The sequence below is a fragment of the Paenibacillus vini genome, assembly GCF_018403325.1.
Classification (GTDB): domain Bacteria; phylum Bacillota; class Bacilli; order Paenibacillales; family Paenibacillaceae; genus Fontibacillus; species Fontibacillus vini.
This window is the reverse complement of record NZ_BOSL01000005.1, coordinates 111435-130536: the sequence shown is the minus strand read 5'-3', so window position 1 is coordinate 130536 and position 19102 is coordinate 111435. Positions and strand designations below refer to the sequence as shown.

Here is a 19102-nt window from a genome sequence, read left to right as displayed (position 1 = left end):
ATCAGAGTATACTTATTTGGAATCCCACGTTCATCGTCTTATCCTTGAGGGTTTGTTTCCAATGTTAATCGTGTTATTACAATTTGGGTAGTTTGAGCATCCGTAAAACTCTTCACCATTGTTCACTCGCATTACCATATACCCATTACATCGGCTACAGATAATTTGGTTATCAAGCAGGCGAACATCGCTGTATGTCTTATCACATTGCGGATAGTTACTACATCCCAAGAAACTTTTCTGTTGCTGACCCTTGCGTTCGACCAATAAGCCAGTTTTACATTTGAGGCATTTGGGATTATGTAAGACGGAATTCTGTAAGAAAGTTGTTTCAAAAGCTATATGATGCTCGTTTATCAATTCTCTTACAAACACTGATGCATCTCTTTCTGGAGCAAGAATATAAAGGTTGTTTTGTGTACGTGTTAATGCAACGTAGAATAGCCGTCGTTCTTCCGCAAAATCGAATGAGTCTTGATCAGTTAGAACCCAAGATAGCACAGGGTCATCAGCAATTCGATTCGGAAAACCTAGCAGGCTATTTTTAGCATTAATCAAAATGACGTGATCAGCTTCCAGCCCCTTCGATTTATGCGTGGACATAAAGCTAATGTCTAATGACTTATGTTTCATATACTCCACTTTAATCAGTTTCTTACCTTCAACTACTTTGAACTCTTTCTGTTCCTTCAAAAAGTTGATGTCAAAGTTATTCCTTCCTAATAGCATAATGCTCTGTTTAGCCCCATACTTCTCGACAATTTCATCAATTGTTGCCGCTAATACTTCGTACATATTTTGGCTGTATCCAATTATACGAATTGGTTGAAGATTGTTTTTGTTAGACACTAGATTTTTCTTCAATTGATTCGTGTTCTTCATAACAAACTTTCCAGCAACATTAATTAACTGTTGAGAATTTCGGTACGTTTTCTCGATCCTTAGCAATTCGTAAATTCCAAAATATTCACCAAACTTTGTGAAGAGCTGTACATCACTGCCTGCGAAACGATAGATCGATTGCCAATCGTCTCCAACACAGACTACCTTCGCATTTGTCTTATCTTTGATTGCTTTGATAAGCTGAAATCTACTTTGTGAAATATCTTGGTACTCGTCAATTATGATGTATTTGTACTGGAATGTTGTAAAATTGCTTTTTACATTATCAGTTGCTACGTTTATCATATCATTAAAATCAATTTGATTTTGATCCTTTAGACGGTTTTGATAATACTCATATATCGGTTGCACCAGTGACAAGAAAATTTCGTTACGGTTCCTCATAAAAGTATTTTGGCTATTCATTTGTCGATTCTCTTCAATAAGCTGAGTAAAGTGCTCTTGTCTATACCCATTCGATTTAAAAAGATTTATAAAGCTACCTACAAGCTTTATGAACTCCTCAAAGTAGTAATCTTTTTCTCTGATGCATATGGCTTCATAAACAGCTCTCACATCGATTTTTTTGAATTGAACTCCTTTATTACGTAAGTTCTCCTCTAACTTCGAAAATAGAACACCATTCTTATTGAAATATGAGAATGATTCCACCAGTACCGTATTCTTCTCTTTATGTAATGCCCGTTTCCAATGAATTCCTTGTATATACTTTTCTTCTTCAATACTGCTTAGCCAAGGGGTGCGATAGTCTTCTGTGATTCCAAAATGTTCAATATATATTTCGTAATCAGGTAAGAAGAAATCTGGTTTATATTGTCGATACAATTTAGAAGCTGTGGGATACTCGTAGTCTTTTTCATAGATGTACTCTATCCCATTGAGAAAGAGAAAGTTGGCAATAAGTGTTTCTTCCAGGCTTTTCATTGTCTCGCCTTTTAAAGTTTGCAAATTTTTTGTAACTTTTTGAAGCTTTCCCTTCAACGTTTCAAAATCGAGACTTTTTTGGTTTTCATGATATTCACCTAGGCTATCAAACTGTTCAAGATCTTTTGGAATATTCAAATATACCCCAAAAAAAGTTACGATCTTTTCAAGTTCTTTCGAACTTGAGTAAATCACCGATCTGAAATATTCCTGTATGATTGGCTTCATATCGCTTAATATATCGGGCTTCTTTTCTGAATTCCGAGCTATGATCCCCATTCCAAGCATGTGAAAAGTTTTCACGTCAACATTCACATGAAGTCTTTTGGCTATCCTATCATGCATTTCTTCCGCCGCTTTATTGGTAAAGGAGATCAACAATATATCATCAGGCGAAACACCTTTCTTTTCTGTTAAAAACTTCACTTTCCCTGATATAGTCAGTGTCTTTCCACTTCCTGCACCAGCAAGAACTAAATTATTGTCTTCATCTATTAGTACAGCAATCCGTTGTTGCTCATCAAGTGATTTGCCATCAATGTTATCGAAGAATTCTTTGTTCCTTACAAGTTCCCGCTGAATATACTCTTGATTCCAATTCACAACGTTTTTATCGATGTCTCTAACGACAGAGAGATACTCAATAGCCAACGGGTCCTCTATTTCACCTTGAACTGCATTTTGATAAAACAAAAAAGGCTCTCTGTAGCGAGTCATAAATGTTTTTTTAGAGGAGTCCGATATGTAATCCTGTTGTAACTCTGCTAACTCTGAAAAGAACCGTTGCAATAATTCATTGTTTCGTTGTACCAGAGTCCTCATTTCCGAAGCATAAGCCTGAGTCGTTGCGTATTGAGCATTGAACTCAGTTTGAATCGATATATACCTTCCAAGTAACTCATCGTATTCTGACAAAGAAAAAATAACGGGCATAAGACGCACATAGCGTAGCTCGAAATCAGAAGATATTCGAATTGGATTGCCATCTTCTAAGTAAATTCGATCCACATCAAGTCTTTCAATTCTTTTTTGAAAATATGAATTTGGAGTGTAGTGAGGTTGATTCATTGCTTTATTTGATTCAAGTGCTGAATTCTTGTATTTAACTTGCATTTGTATCAAAAAGGAGTCAACCTTTTTCACTACGGTTCTAGCCTTCCTTTTTTTAAAGTACATACTAATGTTTGAAATCCAATTTTGCACTCTGAAATCTCCTATGCTATAGAGTAGTCAAGGAATAAATCAAAACCCCACTCCATTTTATCATTTACCAACCAACCTCGTCCAAATTACTCCAAGCAAAACACCATTCTGCTTTTTCCTTACGGTTATTCAAACTTTTGTGAAAATTCATGTTGGATCGCATCAAAGCAATCGAAGCAGACAACGTAATTCTTTTCCCCCATCCCAATAAACTTTGCTCTGACTTGATAACTCACATTTTCTTTGATCTCTGTCAGTAAAAAGCTTCCGCCACAAGTACCACACGATCCTTGTAATTGCAAGTAGCATCTGGCACAAAGCCTACCGATTTCATGAACGGGATGAATAAATAGCATCTCAGCATTTTTGGAACAAAAAGTACAACATTTCATCTTCTCAATCCTCCAATTAGTTTTAGAATGCAAAAAACCGCAGACTCTACCCGATGGGTTAGTCTGCGGTGCTTCCGCAAATCCAATCAAAATATAATTACTCATAACATACTGCAATAGGCATGTTTTGACAAGAATTTTTTTATACAGAAAAGTATATTCTACAAATGAAATCCTTACGGTTGCCTGGAACTTTTTATCTCATGTATTTCTCAATCGATTCAAGAAAGGAGGGATTTTCCCTATTTGCTTTCCTTACCATTTGGACCAATTAGATACGATGCCCTCACTTCATCTTTTGTAAATACATATCCCAATGCTATTTCTATGGATCGACCATTATATTCGAGTTAAAAATGCCTTGCTTGAGTTATCTTTTCCTGCTCAAGTCGTGAAACACGGAGCTTCTCTTTCATTAGTGTTCCTCCGTGAGTATGATTCCTATCAATGGCTCCCCACCCAGATCAATTTAATACTCTTCTTCAGTTCCTCAATACTGATCATCGGGATCCGATGAATCATACGGTGACAGTTGGAGCAAAGCATGCTAATATCCTCGACTTTGGTTGTTTCCCCGTCCTTCATTTCGGATACTGGTTTCTTATGGTGTCCTTCAATGAAGTCCTTACCTCGCTCACCGTAAACCTTCTCGAAATTGATTCCGCATGCTTCGCAGAATAATTCCCCATGTAACTTCTTAAATCGCTTCTTCGCATCTTTAATTAGCTGAGGATCACGCTCTCTAACTTTATGTAAACGAAGCAGTTCCTTCCCTTCTTCGTACTCGACTTTTGCCGACTTAACGTCATCATTATTATTCAATGAATTATTATTTGCACCTAATGTTCGTTCCAGTGAAGCAATTACCAGAGGAAACTTATTATTTGCATTTCGTAAATGCTCAATTGCTATTATTACAGACATATCTTGAAAAATTCCTTTATGCTTATCCCGAAGCCCGATGTAGTGCAATATCCCCATAGACTGATAACCACGACTCTCATCGGCATTCAACCCGATTATTTGCTCATCTAGCCATCGATGTGTACGTGAATGAAACAGGTACTCAAAAATAATACGGTCACGAATAATATCCGAATAGCTTTCATATTCCCTTGCTCTAGCCTTTGGCTCTAAAGCAGGAATCGTGTCTAAAGTGAATCGTACATCAAATCCTAGATTTTTCAGTACATCATTAGTCTGATCTCCACCACTGAATTCATAAAGCTCCTCCCCATTTGCACAAACGTTCGCCCTTGCTATCACATACTTCGGAGGATACCGCTTATTATTATAAAGAAGATCGTATTTCGTTGATTCCCTCTTATGTGGTACTCCATGCTCGTCAATGTACATGATAGCCTCAAGTATATGTTCTCTACGAATATTCTTTGGAATTGGCATACCTCATTTCCTTTCTACAATCCCCTATTTGAGAATATGATAGCATAAATTTTTACAGTACGGTTTTAGCAATTTAATTTCACTGGCTGTGTATGATGTTTAGCCACGCTAAATAGATATTACTACAAATCATTAATCTCCCATTCCACATTCAATCCATAAGTCCCTCACGCCAGCTCTAATAGCCCCCTATCCAAACATAACTTAATTGAGAAACTTTTCACTTCAGTGCTAAATCGCATTTCGATGACATCACCATCGATATATAGAATCTCGCCTCGTCCCATATCCCGATGATTGATTATTGTTCCTATCTTCAATTGATCTGCACTTTTTATAGGATTCTTCAGGATCATTTTCGGCATATCCCTAAGCATCCGATCTGCTTTAATCTTTTCCCACGCCTGTTTTCTTGCTTGTTCCCTTGCTTGTTCCCTTGCTTGCTTTCTTGCTTCTAATCTTTCACTTTCTTGCTTTCTTTTTTCTTCTCTTATTCTTTCAAAATTTTCTTCTGATCTTTTTCTTTTTTCTGCACTTTCTCTTTCTACTCTTTCTTTCTGATCCATATGGACAATATGTTTAAACGCAGTTTTATCATCCTTATGCGCAAAAAATTTCGGATTTTTACGTAGATAGTGAAAAAAGTGACTATAAAGTGCATGTTGTTCATTTAATGTTTGGTTTTTAAGACCTTTTGTTTTTACTAAGAATTCAATAATACTTGAGATACGATTATAACCGTATGCTTTCAATAGATATTCTTCAATAGCCTCACCATATAGTTCATCAATATATTGTTCATAAGATATTGTGCCATCGTGCACATCTTGAAATTCTTTGCCTAAAATCTCTTGCTTATCTGTTTTCGAAGTTTGTTGTCTATATTTCTTAGAAACGTCAAACAAATAATCGATATGCCTTCTTAACAGCGGGAGACTGGCATTTAACAAACACTCAATTTCTTCAGATAACTCGATCTCATTAATATGCTTGACTATAGACTGTGGCAACTTGGTATCATTCCGCCAAATCTTATCTAAAATCTCATCCAATTCAATGTTAATCTGATGAATCCCCTTATGTACCTGTCTTGCAATATGATCAGGAATATCCAACTCTTTTTGAAAGTGTGTTCTCCCTAAACTTATTTTTTGCCCGCTCTTTATATCTCTAAGTATAAATTCGTATCGTAACGACTTTCCACAGAGGCAAGTAACCCCCTTTTTAACTCCCCCGTGATCGACATAGCCATCAAAGAAAAAACGTTCAGTTCCTTTATAAGAAGCTAATACATTGGCGAAATATGATTGTTTTGATAATCTTGAGAAAACGTGTAAAGCATTTCTTTGGCTCTTCGATAATGATCCGATAATTGCTTTCCGCTCTTCTTCTGTAAAGTACATCTTTATATCTCCTCTCGATGTAAAATCAATATCCGAATATCTCCTCTAATATCCCTATGTGCTTCCAACTATCGATGAGCATCAAAGACTGAATCAAATCAGCATTCTTCTTAAAAGATCCTTTTAGATTTTCGTCAATACTTTCAGGATGAATAAGTTGAAAATACACTTTCAGTTTAACCACTTCGTATACTGTATCCATCGAGTTGCCCTTTTCTTTAGGTGAATAGAGCATAAGCACTCCATTGTACAAAACAACTCCTAAACCAACTTCTGTCGCCAGATCAATATCGATTCCGCCGTTAATCTTATAAAAAACAATATCGCTACTGTGCTGATATTCAGTGGCGAATACAGCTTCAACTTCGTTATTCCTCACATTTTCATTAATCAGATGATTGGCCTGCTTTAAAAAACCGCTCTTCCCCTGAAATACCTCATTACTTTTAGTTCCGAGAAATCCGCCTAACGAGTGAGCCTTGAACTCTTTGTCCAAAACAATTAAAGAGATAATCTCGAAATCAACGTCTTTGACTAGTTCAGATGCATCAATGACTGATTCGATATATTTGACAAGTGAGCCTATCTCTTTCGTTCTAAAATGAACCAGATCTCCCACTCTGTTTCCCCCTTATGATATGTAGTCCCCAAGTGTTATGAACGATTATATTTCCAACCTTTTCATTTGTATAGGCATACAACAGAGACAATTTTTCACACGCTTTTTTTGAATGTTTGTGACAATTAATCGAACAAAAATTGATAAAACTCATTGCTACCTGCAACCCATGCACGAATAGAAGATTTTGTTTCCTCCGTTTTCGTGAGAAAAGAAGCAGTAACGTAGTTAGTTTCTCATCGTTACTGCTTCTATTCTCATTCTTATTCGTGTTTAGCATTTTTAAAAATCCAAATTCCCTTGCTTAACCCTATTTGTTTACTCTTCAAAATCCACCAATACCAGATCACTTTCATAAACAGTAAAGACCCCTTCGAGCATTTCGTTTCTCATCGTAGCAATCGCCTAAATGCTATCTCGTTCTATTAATCAACTCACTCAAAGTGTCTTCAATCGGCTTAAACACAGTGTATTCATTGTAGTGCAACGAATAATTTGGATGATACGTACGATATGTATGATATGGCAAGTTTGAATGAACAACTCGTGAAAGCACATTTACTTTGAAATCCTTTACAGGTTCAAAGCTTAAAGGTTTGCCCAACCCACCGACACGATGGAAGGTTTCTCTCAATCGATCATCATAATCAGGACCAGTAAAGAATACGACAACTTCAGGTTTTAAAGCGTATATTTCCATCGGCAAGACATTATATTCTTGCTGAAGCAAGTTTTCAATTTCGTGCGGCGGTCTCTTATTCGCATAATCAAACCGAACTAATTCCGTATGTAAAAAGCCGTCGTCACCCTCTCCAGGCGAAATAGCTTGATACAACCTCCGCATTCCTTTCCAAAACGGGGTATGATCATATTTACGGTGATGTCGCAAATCTTCGTACATCCATTGCAAAAAATCAACGGCATTCTCCCGCCGCACTTCTTCATCTCGATGCTTGAAGGTATCTAAGGTTAATTTAAACGGATCCCAACCATTCGTCTCTTGACCTACGAACAGCACCTTTCTTTTAGCCTTCTTGTACACTGGCAATGCTTTGACCAAAAACGGATTAGACAACTGCTCTAAGTCCTGGAGAGCTAATTGTTCACTTGTCGTAATCAATCGATTCCAGCATTCATAATATGCCGCTCTTAAATGAAACTCAAGATCAGACTCATTCTGATATGTGTTGATACTCAAACAGCATCACTCCTCTACTAGCTCATTAATACGAAATACTACCAATAACGTTTCAGAGTTATAGACACTAAGGAAGCGATGATCATCAAAGCCGATACAACTCGAACCCATCGTTGCCCCTCCCTGGACATAAATTTAAGTGTACCCCCATCTCAATCGCCGAAACTCCACGCCTCACAAGGATTACCAGCCCTTCTCCCCCTATCCTCTCCACCACAGTAAGCCACTAAAAGTTTGAGCTATATGTAGGAAAATGACAGGAGAAATCATTAAAAATCGAGGCCAATTGGGCTGAAAATTCGAGTTAAAGTTTGACGTTAAATCAGGGGAAAAGACAGGGGATCGGGTTAAAGGGAAAGATGAAATCGTCGAGGAAAGAGTGTCGAGAAGAGCTTTTGAAGCGGGATACAATGGCGGAGTGAAGGCCTGAAGTGACACTGCTGAGGCGGGAGCGGAAAGCGGAGTCAAAGCCTGAGAGTGCAAGCGTAGAGCGGGATTGTTGGATGAGGAGATGCTGGAGATCGGTCTTAAAGCGGGATTGAAGATCTGAAAAAAGATCGGAGGGTTGGAGGGGTTAGGAACTTCCCTTCCCCCCTGGCTCCTATTCCCTGAACTTAAAAAGAGCCGATCGAAAATCAGGAGGAAAACCCTGAAATCCATCGGCTCGTGAGCAAACTTTAAGTCATCAGTCGCAAACTTTAAGTGCGGATTTCAGATATTTCCTGTGCAGAGACCCATCTACAAATTGAAATAAATCATCCAACGAGGAAAATGTCTGTTCTTTCGTTCATTTATTTGAGTCTTACTCGCCTACCATACCGTCACCATCACGATCATCCATATATTTATACAGCCAATGATCACTCGTTATTGGCATACTATAACCTGCCGCTTTTGCTTCTTTAATCGTTACTTTTCCATTTCCATTTGTATCAACCTTTGCAAGATCGCCCTTTGTGTTTGTACTATTAGGTTTAGAAGTTTCATCGCCTGTCAAACCAAGCGATGCGTTTACCTCGTCAGGGTTCACATTATCAAATTTATCGACAATCACGTTACCTTTTATCGTATAGGTGTACTGATAACTTGAAGGAATTTGCGTTTTTGTGTTCGGATAGGTGATAATCGCTTCGAAATTCGTTGCTCCGCCTGCTTTGCGTATCGTATCTTCCATGTACGCTTGATCACCATGTCGGTTGAGCGTACTATCTTGTGGGGTAATATTATAGGCATTTGACACCCCTCCGAGAGAATCAGCAATGATATGTCCTTCATCCAAATCGTCACTTTCGACACCAGGAACCTTTGCCTCATCAGGGTAGTATCTGCCAGACGATAATACAGGTTCGTTACGGTCGTCTTGTAGAATAATTTTATCAGCAATGATACGCACTAATTGCCCATATTCATTAGTAAATGCCCAATATTCACGGTCTCCATAACCAATGTCAACAACAACATTAGGTTCACGATGCCCAGACAAATCACCACCATCAACCTCGATAAGCTTATATCCTGAAAACAGCTCATTACTTGGTTTTGTACTTTCAATCAACTTTGCCGTTTCAAATACTTTTTGGCAATCGCCTAAATAATCATATTTCGACTTGTCTTTGCTATCGTAAGTGCAGGAAATCATGACTACTTTTCCAGTTTCTATGTTGTAGGCAAATGAATAACTCGCAGTAGAAGTCACCCCAACACCTTCTGTGTCAGGTGTGGTATAGGTGATTGTCCAACCAGGTAAACCTGCAATTGTTGTTTCCTCTGATTTTTGTATATCTGAGTTGGCAATTTTCCCAGCTTCTAAGGTACTCTTAACAATAGAAGGTATACTACTATTAAAATCTTCTTGTGTCCCTGAAAAATCATGAGTCTGAAATAATAAAGACGCATAATAATCTTTTTCTTCAGGATAATAGTGCATCAAATTTTCCGTAGAGCCTTTGTCTAATACATCGAAATAAGATGGAAAGGAAAAATCAATTCCACCCCAAGTAATCGTTTTGTTGGATTCTGTGTCGAATCCACTTACATTTCTACCACTAGAGACTCCGCTTGCTTCCATGACTTCAGAAGCGGATGCATTATTTTCTGCTTTTGTGCTTATGCTTGTACCTGACGGTGTTTTTGCTTCATCTTCATGTCCATTCGAATCTACTGAACATCCCACTAATGTAATAATAAAACACGCAATAAAAAGGCTGATTATTTTTTTCACTTCGTTCCTCCTCGACTTATTACTTTCCTTTTCTCTAAACCTCATAGAAAACTCCATAACCATTGAATCTAGGTAGAATCTGATCAAGCAATAATCTCTCTACTGGTTTATAAGCTTTATCTCAAATTGAATCGTTCGATTTATATTCAAGAAGATTTGAGACTTATATTCCATTCAGGCTTGTACTTCTTTATTAATTCTTCCTCAAGCTCGACTATTTCACTATCATCAATTAATTGGCACACATAAAAACTGGTATTTTCCTTGTTAATAGTTACGAGATTATTCAAATGACAATTTGTTGATTGTCCATCAATGTAACAATTCTTTGGATGTATCTTTCCATATCCTTGATTTATCCTCTTACCAAAAGCATCTTTACATCTTCCTATGTATTTAACTTGCTTATCAACACAATACAAGTAAAGACCTTTGGCTTTTTTAACTTGGTTATCATCAATATAAAATTCTGAATATGTCTTGTCTCCATTTTTATTCAAAAATTCTTTGTAATACAAATCCCCGCTACTCTTCAGTTCTAAGAGGAATCTACCTAATCCGAGATTTAAGTAATCTGAATAACTACTCATTATTGTATCCTTGTGTTTTGTGTATCTATTATGACTGATAGTCTCCACCAAACTTTTATTATTCTTATTTGCGAATACATCAACAAATTCGTTACTATTAAATGTAAGTTTCACTTCTCGAAATGTCAGTTCCATATTATTTACTGTAAGCTTCATTGAATCACATCACTACAATACGATTGCATTTCATTTACTTTAGTTGGTTCCATCGAAACAGGAAGATTTAACTTCAAATATAGTAGCGCCTCTTTCGACAGTTTCAATTCACGAACACCCATTAGTGGGATCTTCGTCTCAAACTTACAATTCTCTCGTGGAACTGCTTTTTTCACCTTTGCCACAAATAGTTCGCCCCCTATAATTGACATATAGAAATAGGGAATCAGAGGATCAAGGAAGAGACTATTTTCTTGTAATTCAATCGTAATGTCGATTAATCAACGATCTATCTGGTTCAATCACGTTCACTTTTAATCATTATCTCTGAGTTTTTTGAGATATTTGTCGCACGATGGACGATCATCTTATCCTGAAATAAGTATATCATATGTGGTTTTTTACAGATATAAACAATTGATTTGCTATGACCTTTCTATTCTCTCTTTGAATTGTTGGATCAGTATTTTTCTTGTTCTGCTTCTGGAGCAAAAAAAAACTAGAAAATCAGGATTGGATACATTAGTTCCAGCTTTCTGATATGACTTTACAGCTTTATACTTTGGGCTGACTCTTGACTCTATACTCCTTGGAAAAACTATATCCCTCTCTACTCTAATCCCTCAAAACCTGCTACTTTGTAGAAACATAATAATTCCTGTCCTCTCCCCCAACCCCCTAAATCCCTACTCCCACGCCGCCTCTCCCCTATTTCTGAGATAATAATTAGTGTCCGCCCATGTGAGGTTTAACCGAGTGAAAACTGGAAGAAAACTGGTTCAATTGTGAACGAAAACGAATAAAAATTATTGTCCAAACAGGCAGGGGAATAGATGGGAAATGCATTGGGGAAAGGGAAAAGATTGAGCGGATGATCGAGTCAAAACTTGAGTAAAGAATCGAGAGAAGCCTTGATGGGACTGGATTTATGCTTGAGTGAAGGATCGAGGAATGGCTTGAGACGGGTTTAAATGAACAGAGAAAAGACTGGAGAAAAGGTTGAGGATAGCTCCGACCAGTTTCCAGTCTTTGGTTAGTTGAGGACAGCAATTTTAGTGAAAGACAGTTATTTATGGGTTTGGACAGGAATTAATGTTAGTTAAAAGGAAATAGAGAATGAGTGAGATGAGTTTATTTCCGTCTTTACGTGTTTATTTGCGGTGGATTTAGTAAGATCTCATTGTTGCGCACACTTTTCTGGAAAGTAAGAATTAAAAAACCATACACTATTTAGAATGCCATTAAGCCCTGCGTATTCCCATGGTCTGGACATGGTGTTAATTAACGCATTTGCCCTTCGTTTTATTGTACTTTTTATTTCATCAATATCATTATTTTCTTTGTAAAGAAACTTCAACTCTTCAAACTTAACAGCAAATTCCGCCTCAAAATCAGTCCGATATAAGTCGTCAATTTTTAGTTTGCTAAAGTGAAAATTAACTCGTTCAAAAAAAACTTCATCCCAGGTAGGGAGTTTCTCAATAAAAAACTCGAAACCAATATTGATGTCTTCAATAACTCGACATTTTAAAAACATAAATACATTAGCAATCTCCTGATCATAATAAGGATGAATAAATGTCTTGGACTTGTTTGTATTATAATAATCATCTTTAATGCCATTACAATCCTTACAAATGGGAACAAGATTGTTAGGTGTCACAGCAAATCCAGGGAAATGCGCTTTGGGTAAATAATGATCTAATTCCTTAACGGCTCTAGTTGGAAAGTTGCAATATGGACATCTACTTTGGCTAATTCTTAACTTCTCGTAATATTGGTAAGAAGGGGAGCCTTTTTGAGATAACCGATTTTCATAAACACTTATCATGTACTCTTTATACTCGGAATCACTACTAATGAAAATTAATTCGTCCTCTTGAAATACATCGATCTGTAAATAATTCTCATCATATGCCTGGGACTTCTCTAAAACTCTGTTTGTATATTTAAAACCTCTGAAACAGTTACAAACATCTATCTGATTAATTACTGGTTTGTCAATTTTTCTCATCGGATTCTCTCTTCTTCAGTAGACTTTGCATCAATATTTGACCCAAAAAACCTAAATTACCTTCAAATTTTTCATAACTATCATCGAAGTTTCTACCTAATTCTTTTTCAATTAATTGATAAAAACCCGTTTTAACAACTTCGAGTCCAAAAACTTCTCTAGTCAATGTATCAATACTGGTAGCAAACGTTTGCGTTTCTACATTTTTAAACTGCATATATTTCCCTTGACGATCAATTTTATTCACACACATTTGGGGCACTTCTTGCAAAACAATCGGTGAATGTGTTGCAATGATTGCAACCGCATTTTTCTTTATCAGTAGGTATGACAAAGCTCTGATATAAGTAGAAAGCAAGGGCGGATGCAAATGAGTTTCTGGTTCATCAATCAATACAATCGTCTTTTCATAAATAGACTCCGATAGTAATGTCAACGACAGTATTATTATCATGTGACCAGAACTTAATTTCTTGAAATATTTCTCAATTTCAGGAATCATAATATCTTGTTTAAGAAGCTCCTCGTGAGCGTCCACAGATGAATCCTTTTTCAACAAAAAACTCTTTAGCACATCAATGAACTGGTTATCGCTAAACATTGGATCTGAGTTTAAGTATGTACATGTCTCCAAGTAGATAGCTATTTTATGTTTACTTTTTTTGATTTTTTTTAGAGTCTTATGAAATTCAAATGAAAGGTCATCAACCGACTTTGTCTTAATTTTCCCGTTTCTTTGAGTCTTATCCACCAACCCAATGTATTTGTACTTTTTTCTAAAATCATCAACTTGCTTTATATCAACATCTTTTTCACTTTTTATATCAATAGCTAACGCATCATCAAATACACTAAATGAAAGACCTATAATACCCGCAAAACTATCTTTTGGACAAGAAATAGTAAAATCATTGCTTATAGAATACTTTTCCGATCTATCTAGCTCCACGTTAATGTTACTATTTTCAAGTAGGCTAATCACCATATTATGCAACAACCACGTTTTCCCCACTCCATTTCTCCCAATCAATACATGAATATTACTGGGAGGACGAGAATTAGGGGTTACATCTATATCGATTTTTTCATTTAAATAATTAAACGAAAATCTGTAATCAGTTAGTTCTGCCTCTCCTTTGGTTATACGATGAAATTGTTCGACATTAGAATAATGCAAATTTCTCATTAACGAGCTTATTAAACATGGTTCTCTTTTGTCATACAGACTTTTGAACGATTCATAACTACTAGCCAAATCGTTCATCTTACTAAGATACTCATCATTATCATCAGGGAATAGCTCATTTATTTTTTGGTAATAATTTATGTCTTGCCCTAATGAAAAAAGGTCATCCTCTAATCGGTCCAATTCCATATCCAAAGGAATTAAACTACTAATCGAATAAGATGAAAAACCATTAACAGAAAGCCCCTGAGGAACCCTGCTACTTAATGATTTACAACCTATTTTAACTACACCGATCTCCTCGTTTTTCAAATAAGCTGTAAAAGTAGTGCAATACCCATAGTCGTCCCAATAGCTGTACTTTAAATACACAACATTTTCATCTACCAAAGTAGGTAAAGACTCCACCCTTTTAATTTTCACAACTCATCACTCACTGTTACATTAGAATTATCGTTATTTTCTTATTGACTTAAAGTATCATTCTTCACTTTAATGGTGAGATGTCTCTTTCGAATAATAGGAGTTTCAGACTATCCCGCAATTTATTCTCCTTTGGTCGACTTTTTAAATAGTCAATCAGTGTATATAAAGAAGAAAAACGCCCATCGAGTTTCCATATACCATATTGAATTTGATGCGAGAGGTTATCATTTAATGACATCACTCGCTCTTCCAAACTATATGGGTTTCTATCGTTAATGATCTTTTCCTCCAGTAGGAGCTTTACAATCGAGCGAATTCGATTTTCCTCTATTTCAGATCTCTCCATAATAATCTCTAAGGGACTTCCATCTTCCTTGCCGTGCACAAGAAAACTGTAAATAAAGCTCTGAGTGTCCCCCTTTAGTTCCCCTATTTGTTCTAAACTAAATGAGAGATCGTCAAAAATGCTCTCGATACTCTCCTTATCGTAATCCTGATCTTTTTTCAACCATTTTTTTAGTCCTGCGGCCTGGGTTAGATCAATTTCGTTTGAATTTTCCAGAAGATACTCTTGCGCCCCTTTAACGATTTTTTTGACGATCTTTTTATCCAATTCCTGGACGGAAGCTTCATGATTTTTCTTCATCTCTCGTAATACTTCCACCGTGTACTTCTTTACGTTTGCTTTCTTATCTATTCTCCCATGATGATTCCTACACATAAACATAAGGTTCTGTACACCATTACGTTCTTTATCCGTCTGATCGGGGTTATAACGTAGCCCCCCCTCACTCTCTGCCTCGATGTGAGCCAATTCCCCAACGTACACGCCTTCTTCCGTGTCGTAGATGGGTTCGCAACAATTAGTAAAGGCACAAATATTCCCACTCCGAAATGCCACATCTCTAGTTACTTCTTTTGATACAGACATACTTGTTCCCCCTAAACGATCACATCCAAAAACAGGAATCACAATCATTTACAAGATTGTGAATTATCCAGTAAGGAATACCTCTAAATAGCAAGATTATGAAATACCTTGGAATTTATCTGTCCGAATAACCTTACATCACCAATCCATTTATCCACAACTCAGTTCCCCTCAAATCTTACATAGAAATCAAACGACTATTCTATAGACTTCCGTATTATAACAAGAGCCAACAAAAATACTTTCATAATACATCTAAAATTTCCGAAAAGACACGTTTTCACCATAAAAGACTCTTTGCTTTTATTTAAGATTATTTTTTCTCAAGACAATTAAAAATTAAGAATTCTGCTTGGTTATGTTACAACATTTGTTTTTCCTTCATCACAAAAAAAGAGATCAAACATCATCTTTTTTAAAGTATTAAGACTAATTAATGACTAACAAATAGTTAAGTTATAGAGTTGCCTGGTTCATGTTCGAGGCGACCAGAATTGCTATAAAAAGAATAACTATTTCGAAAAACCAATAAACTGCATAAAGTAATGTCTTATGAAAAATATACTTTAGATCATCCTTATGTACCTGGTCGTTATTAAAAATATTTCTTAAATCATTTTCTTCAATAATATCCGCATACATTGATTTTAAATTCATATATTGTTTTTTAAAACGATTTGTTGCCTCATAAATATAAATTAAGGACGCTATCAAAAACAAAAATGATATACAAAGGATTGCATACGACAACGCTTGGATCTCACCAGTGAAAATCAAATTTATTTTCCCCGTTGATAACGCATTAAATACGATTACAGACATAAAAAAAGTCAGGAATACAGTATTGTTGCTCTTAATAGAATTCGAAAACGAAGAAACAATCTCACTTGATTTATACGACATATTCATTAGAAATTCTGAAACTTTATTTTTCACCTCAATATATTGTTCAATGTTTTTTTTTAAATAGATTTCGTAACCTGAACGAATTGAAGCATAAGTTGTATCTTTAATAACTTTATCTTCTTGATAATTTAGAGTCAGGATATTCCTTGACAAACCAACTTTATCGCTTAAATTCCCTTCATTATAAATCCAATTATAAATCGCATATAGTTCAGAAACATTCGGTTTACTTAAAGAGTTATAATGTAAATTATTTTGGATCATTTTATACCCATTAATACGAAAGTATAGTTCATTCTCCCCAACAATTTTAGAAATATCAGATATAAAAATAATGGCCAGAACAGTACAGAGCTTATTGAATACTGCCATAATTTTATCAGGGGCTTGCCCCTTTAAATAAAAGTCATCTGGTATAAGGCAATATTCTGAAGCATTTAAAAAGTTGCAAATTTCCGTATGCTTTTCTGTAATAGTATTTCTCTCATTCGGAAGGACTTGGTTCCTGATCCCACTTCCAGATGGAGCAAACTGAAATGTATGAGTATGGAATGTAGATGTATCATTCAATAACTCGAAATGGACATGATTATGAACAGTAACAATTTCATTAAAACTAAAAAAAAGTCCAGATAATGATTGCGACTCTAAATACTCTGTAAATAAACTCAAATCATAAACTGATAATATATTGTTATTGATTACTTTCCTCACAGAAAAAATAAATTTTATGTTACTGTTCTCATCTTTAATGGACACAATGTCATTTAATTCCTCAATGAAATCCCTGGTCTGTTTTGAAGGATTATAGGTAACAGGGTCTAACTCATCAATACAGACATCAATTGTTACTCGGTCTCTAACAGGAAAACTATTCAGGACTTGCTCCAAGTCGTGTAAACTTGGTTGTATAATACTTTTACTATAGGAACTTATTTTGATTTCATGAAAATTCTCAATGGTTGCCGATTTTTCTGAAATACCAAAGATTATTAGTAGATCATTAATTTGTTTCATCAGCATCATCCCTCTTCTTTAAAATAAAAAAGGTTAAACGCTTCTTCATTTTCTGTTTTAATAACAATCTGTCTTTCACCATTATGACTTACTTCAGACCGTATGTTGTGTCTTAATTCACTAATATGATCCTTTAGATTCAGCTCAATTTTATCGCTTAGCTGAATAGTTTTTCTTATTCTTGCCTTAATTTCTTTGTCGATAATTGAAAAATGCTTATCAAAGCCTTTCTTTTCAGGTAAAGAAGTAACATGTCTCCTTATCTCATTGAGTTCTTCATTCGAAATATTATCTGACTGATAGTTTCCAAAAACTGAACTGACCATACTATCAAATTGGAAATCTTCTTGCGTTCTGAAATAACCAATTAAATTGTTCCTAAGGATTGTATAGTCTGATGGTGCTTGCTTCTTCAATTTTTGCGTTAACACTAAGTCAATAGCATTAAAAGCTGTTTTAGTATTTTTCTCATCAGAGTTCATTTCCTCCAATTCGAGAAAATCACTCCACCAATATGTAGAAATACGATTGTTTGTGTCTGTTATAATAATTTCCAGAATTTCATTTTCTTCATTGTATTTGAGGAGGCATGTTTTAAGTACCCTTTTTTCAAACGGAAGTCCTATTTGTTTGACAAGATCAATTGTATTTAAAAAGCTTTCATGTTCCACTTTCGCTATAAGAAAGAAGAACTCACGATTGTCTGTAAATTCAATTAAAGACTGTATTAAGCTCCCCCTCTGTATTTCAGTAATATTCTTATATTTTTCTTTCGCTTGTACCTCATGACGTAACAACCGATTTGCAATTTTTTCAGAGATCTCAATAAATTCATCTTGAGACTTCTCCTCCATAAAGCCATTAATTAAGGCTATAATTTCAGTTGTATTACTTTGAACTTTGAAATAACGACTATTAGGTGTTTCCATAATTGCCTCAATCAAATCAACCAAATACTCATCTAAATCTCCCTCATCGATACGTTTTGATACTATTGCATTATTATCAAGGTCAATATGATGCAGAGATTCGAACACTCTACTTCTGAATTCCATTTAATAAACCTCTTTCCTTAATTTATACAAAAGTAAATTCATTAAAGATAAAATTTATAGAATACTGTTAAACACCCTATATCTTTGTCCTAAGGGCCATACATTTCAGGGGTAATTTAACAGTGAATGTTGTCAAGTAACATTCGATAAGAATCATTTAATCTCCTGCAAATAAATGTCGAAAATAAAAATAATAAATCTACCACAAGTATGGCTACGTAACTACTCGAATTAGTAGAATTGGATGTGGCATAAAATTTATTTAATTCATCGGTATTTGAGATTGCTTCGATATAATTTTTTCTGTAAAGGCATGTTTTCACCATATTTTATCAATAAAAAAGGGATCTCTCGTAATTGAGACGATCCCTTTTGATTGCTTAATTTCAGTCAGATTTTCCTCTGCCAACAAACCAACATAGTATTATCACATATCTTCCCTGCCCCTTTACCCAATGCAAACCACTTAATTAAAATTGCAAAACCTATATTTTTAACCCTACTATGTTCAAACTTAATATATCCCTGCCAAAAAATAGCCCTCAAACCCGCAT

General features: G+C 35.5%; 13 protein-coding genes. All 13 read right to left on the bottom strand.

What is annotated here, in order from left to right; genetic code table 11:
* Positions 1-30: 30 nt before the first annotated feature.
* The 13 genes from KJS57_RS09710 to KJS57_RS09650 all read right to left on the bottom strand — a co-directional run bounded on the left by KJS57_RS09710 (position 31) and on the right by KJS57_RS09650 (position 18548).
* Positions 31-3030 carry a UvrD-helicase domain-containing protein gene (locus KJS57_RS09710; RefSeq protein ID WP_213654607.1) on the bottom strand — a complete coding sequence of 1000 codons (3000 nt, stop codon included), beginning with the start codon at positions 3028-3030 and terminating at the stop codon, positions 31-33.
* Positions 3031-3866: 836 nt separating this feature from the next.
* The gene (locus KJS57_RS26430; protein ID WP_244861468.1) at positions 3867-4826 is read right to left on the bottom strand and encodes an HNH endonuclease; all 960 of its coding nucleotides are present in this window, start codon (positions 4824-4826) and stop codon (positions 3867-3869) included.
* 167 nt (positions 4827-4993) lie between these two features.
* Positions 4994-6229, bottom strand: a complete 1236-nt coding sequence (locus KJS57_RS09700) for a hypothetical protein (RefSeq protein ID WP_213654606.1) — start codon at positions 6227-6229, stop codon at positions 4994-4996.
* Positions 6230-6254: 25 nt separating this feature from the next.
* A complete protein-coding gene (locus tag KJS57_RS09695) occupies positions 6255-6848 on the bottom strand; it encodes a hypothetical protein (RefSeq protein ID WP_213654605.1) in 594 nt (197 codons plus the stop codon).
* Between the two features lie 412 nt (positions 6849-7260).
* Complete coding sequence (locus tag KJS57_RS09690; protein WP_213654604.1) at positions 7261-8046, bottom strand: hypothetical protein; 786 nt, start codon at positions 8044-8046, stop codon at positions 7261-7263.
* A gap of 802 nt (positions 8047-8848) precedes the next feature.
* Positions 8849-9685: a DNA/RNA non-specific endonuclease gene (locus tag KJS57_RS09685; RefSeq protein ID WP_213654750.1), complete on the bottom strand. Its 837-nt coding sequence runs from the start codon at positions 9683-9685 to the stop codon at positions 8849-8851.
* A 728-nt stretch (positions 9686-10413) separates the two neighbouring features.
* Positions 10414-11013 carry a GIY-YIG nuclease family protein gene (locus tag KJS57_RS09680; protein ID WP_213654603.1) on the bottom strand — a complete coding sequence of 200 codons (600 nt, stop codon included), beginning with the start codon at positions 11011-11013 and terminating at the stop codon, positions 10414-10416.
* Positions 11010-11198 carry a hypothetical protein gene (locus KJS57_RS09675; RefSeq protein ID WP_213654602.1) on the bottom strand — a complete coding sequence of 63 codons (189 nt, stop codon included), beginning with the start codon at positions 11196-11198 and terminating at the stop codon, positions 11010-11012. Before KJS57_RS09675 ends, KJS57_RS09680 begins: the two co-directional genes overlap by 4 nt.
* A gap of 992 nt (positions 11199-12190) precedes the next feature.
* The gene (locus KJS57_RS09670; protein WP_213654601.1) at positions 12191-13027 is read right to left on the bottom strand and encodes an HNH endonuclease; all 837 of its coding nucleotides are present in this window, start codon (positions 13025-13027) and stop codon (positions 12191-12193) included.
* Positions 13014-14636 carry an AAA family ATPase gene (locus tag KJS57_RS09665; protein ID WP_213654600.1) on the bottom strand — a complete coding sequence of 541 codons (1623 nt, stop codon included), beginning with the start codon at positions 14634-14636 and terminating at the stop codon, positions 13014-13016. The genes KJS57_RS09670 and KJS57_RS09665 overlap by 14 nt, the downstream gene beginning before the upstream one ends.
* Positions 14637-14700: 64 nt before the next feature.
* Complete coding sequence (locus KJS57_RS09660; RefSeq protein WP_213654599.1) at positions 14701-15570, bottom strand: HNH endonuclease; 870 nt, start codon at positions 15568-15570, stop codon at positions 14701-14703.
* 456 nt (positions 15571-16026) lie between these two features.
* Entirely contained in the window at positions 16027-17493 is a 1467-nt protein-coding gene (locus KJS57_RS09655; protein WP_213654598.1) for a hypothetical protein, read from the bottom strand.
* Between the two features lie 5 nt (positions 17494-17498).
* Positions 17499-18548: a nucleoid-associated protein gene (locus KJS57_RS09650; RefSeq protein WP_213654597.1), complete on the bottom strand. Its 1050-nt coding sequence runs from the start codon at positions 18546-18548 to the stop codon at positions 17499-17501.
* Between the last annotated feature and the right edge of the window lie 554 nt (positions 18549-19102).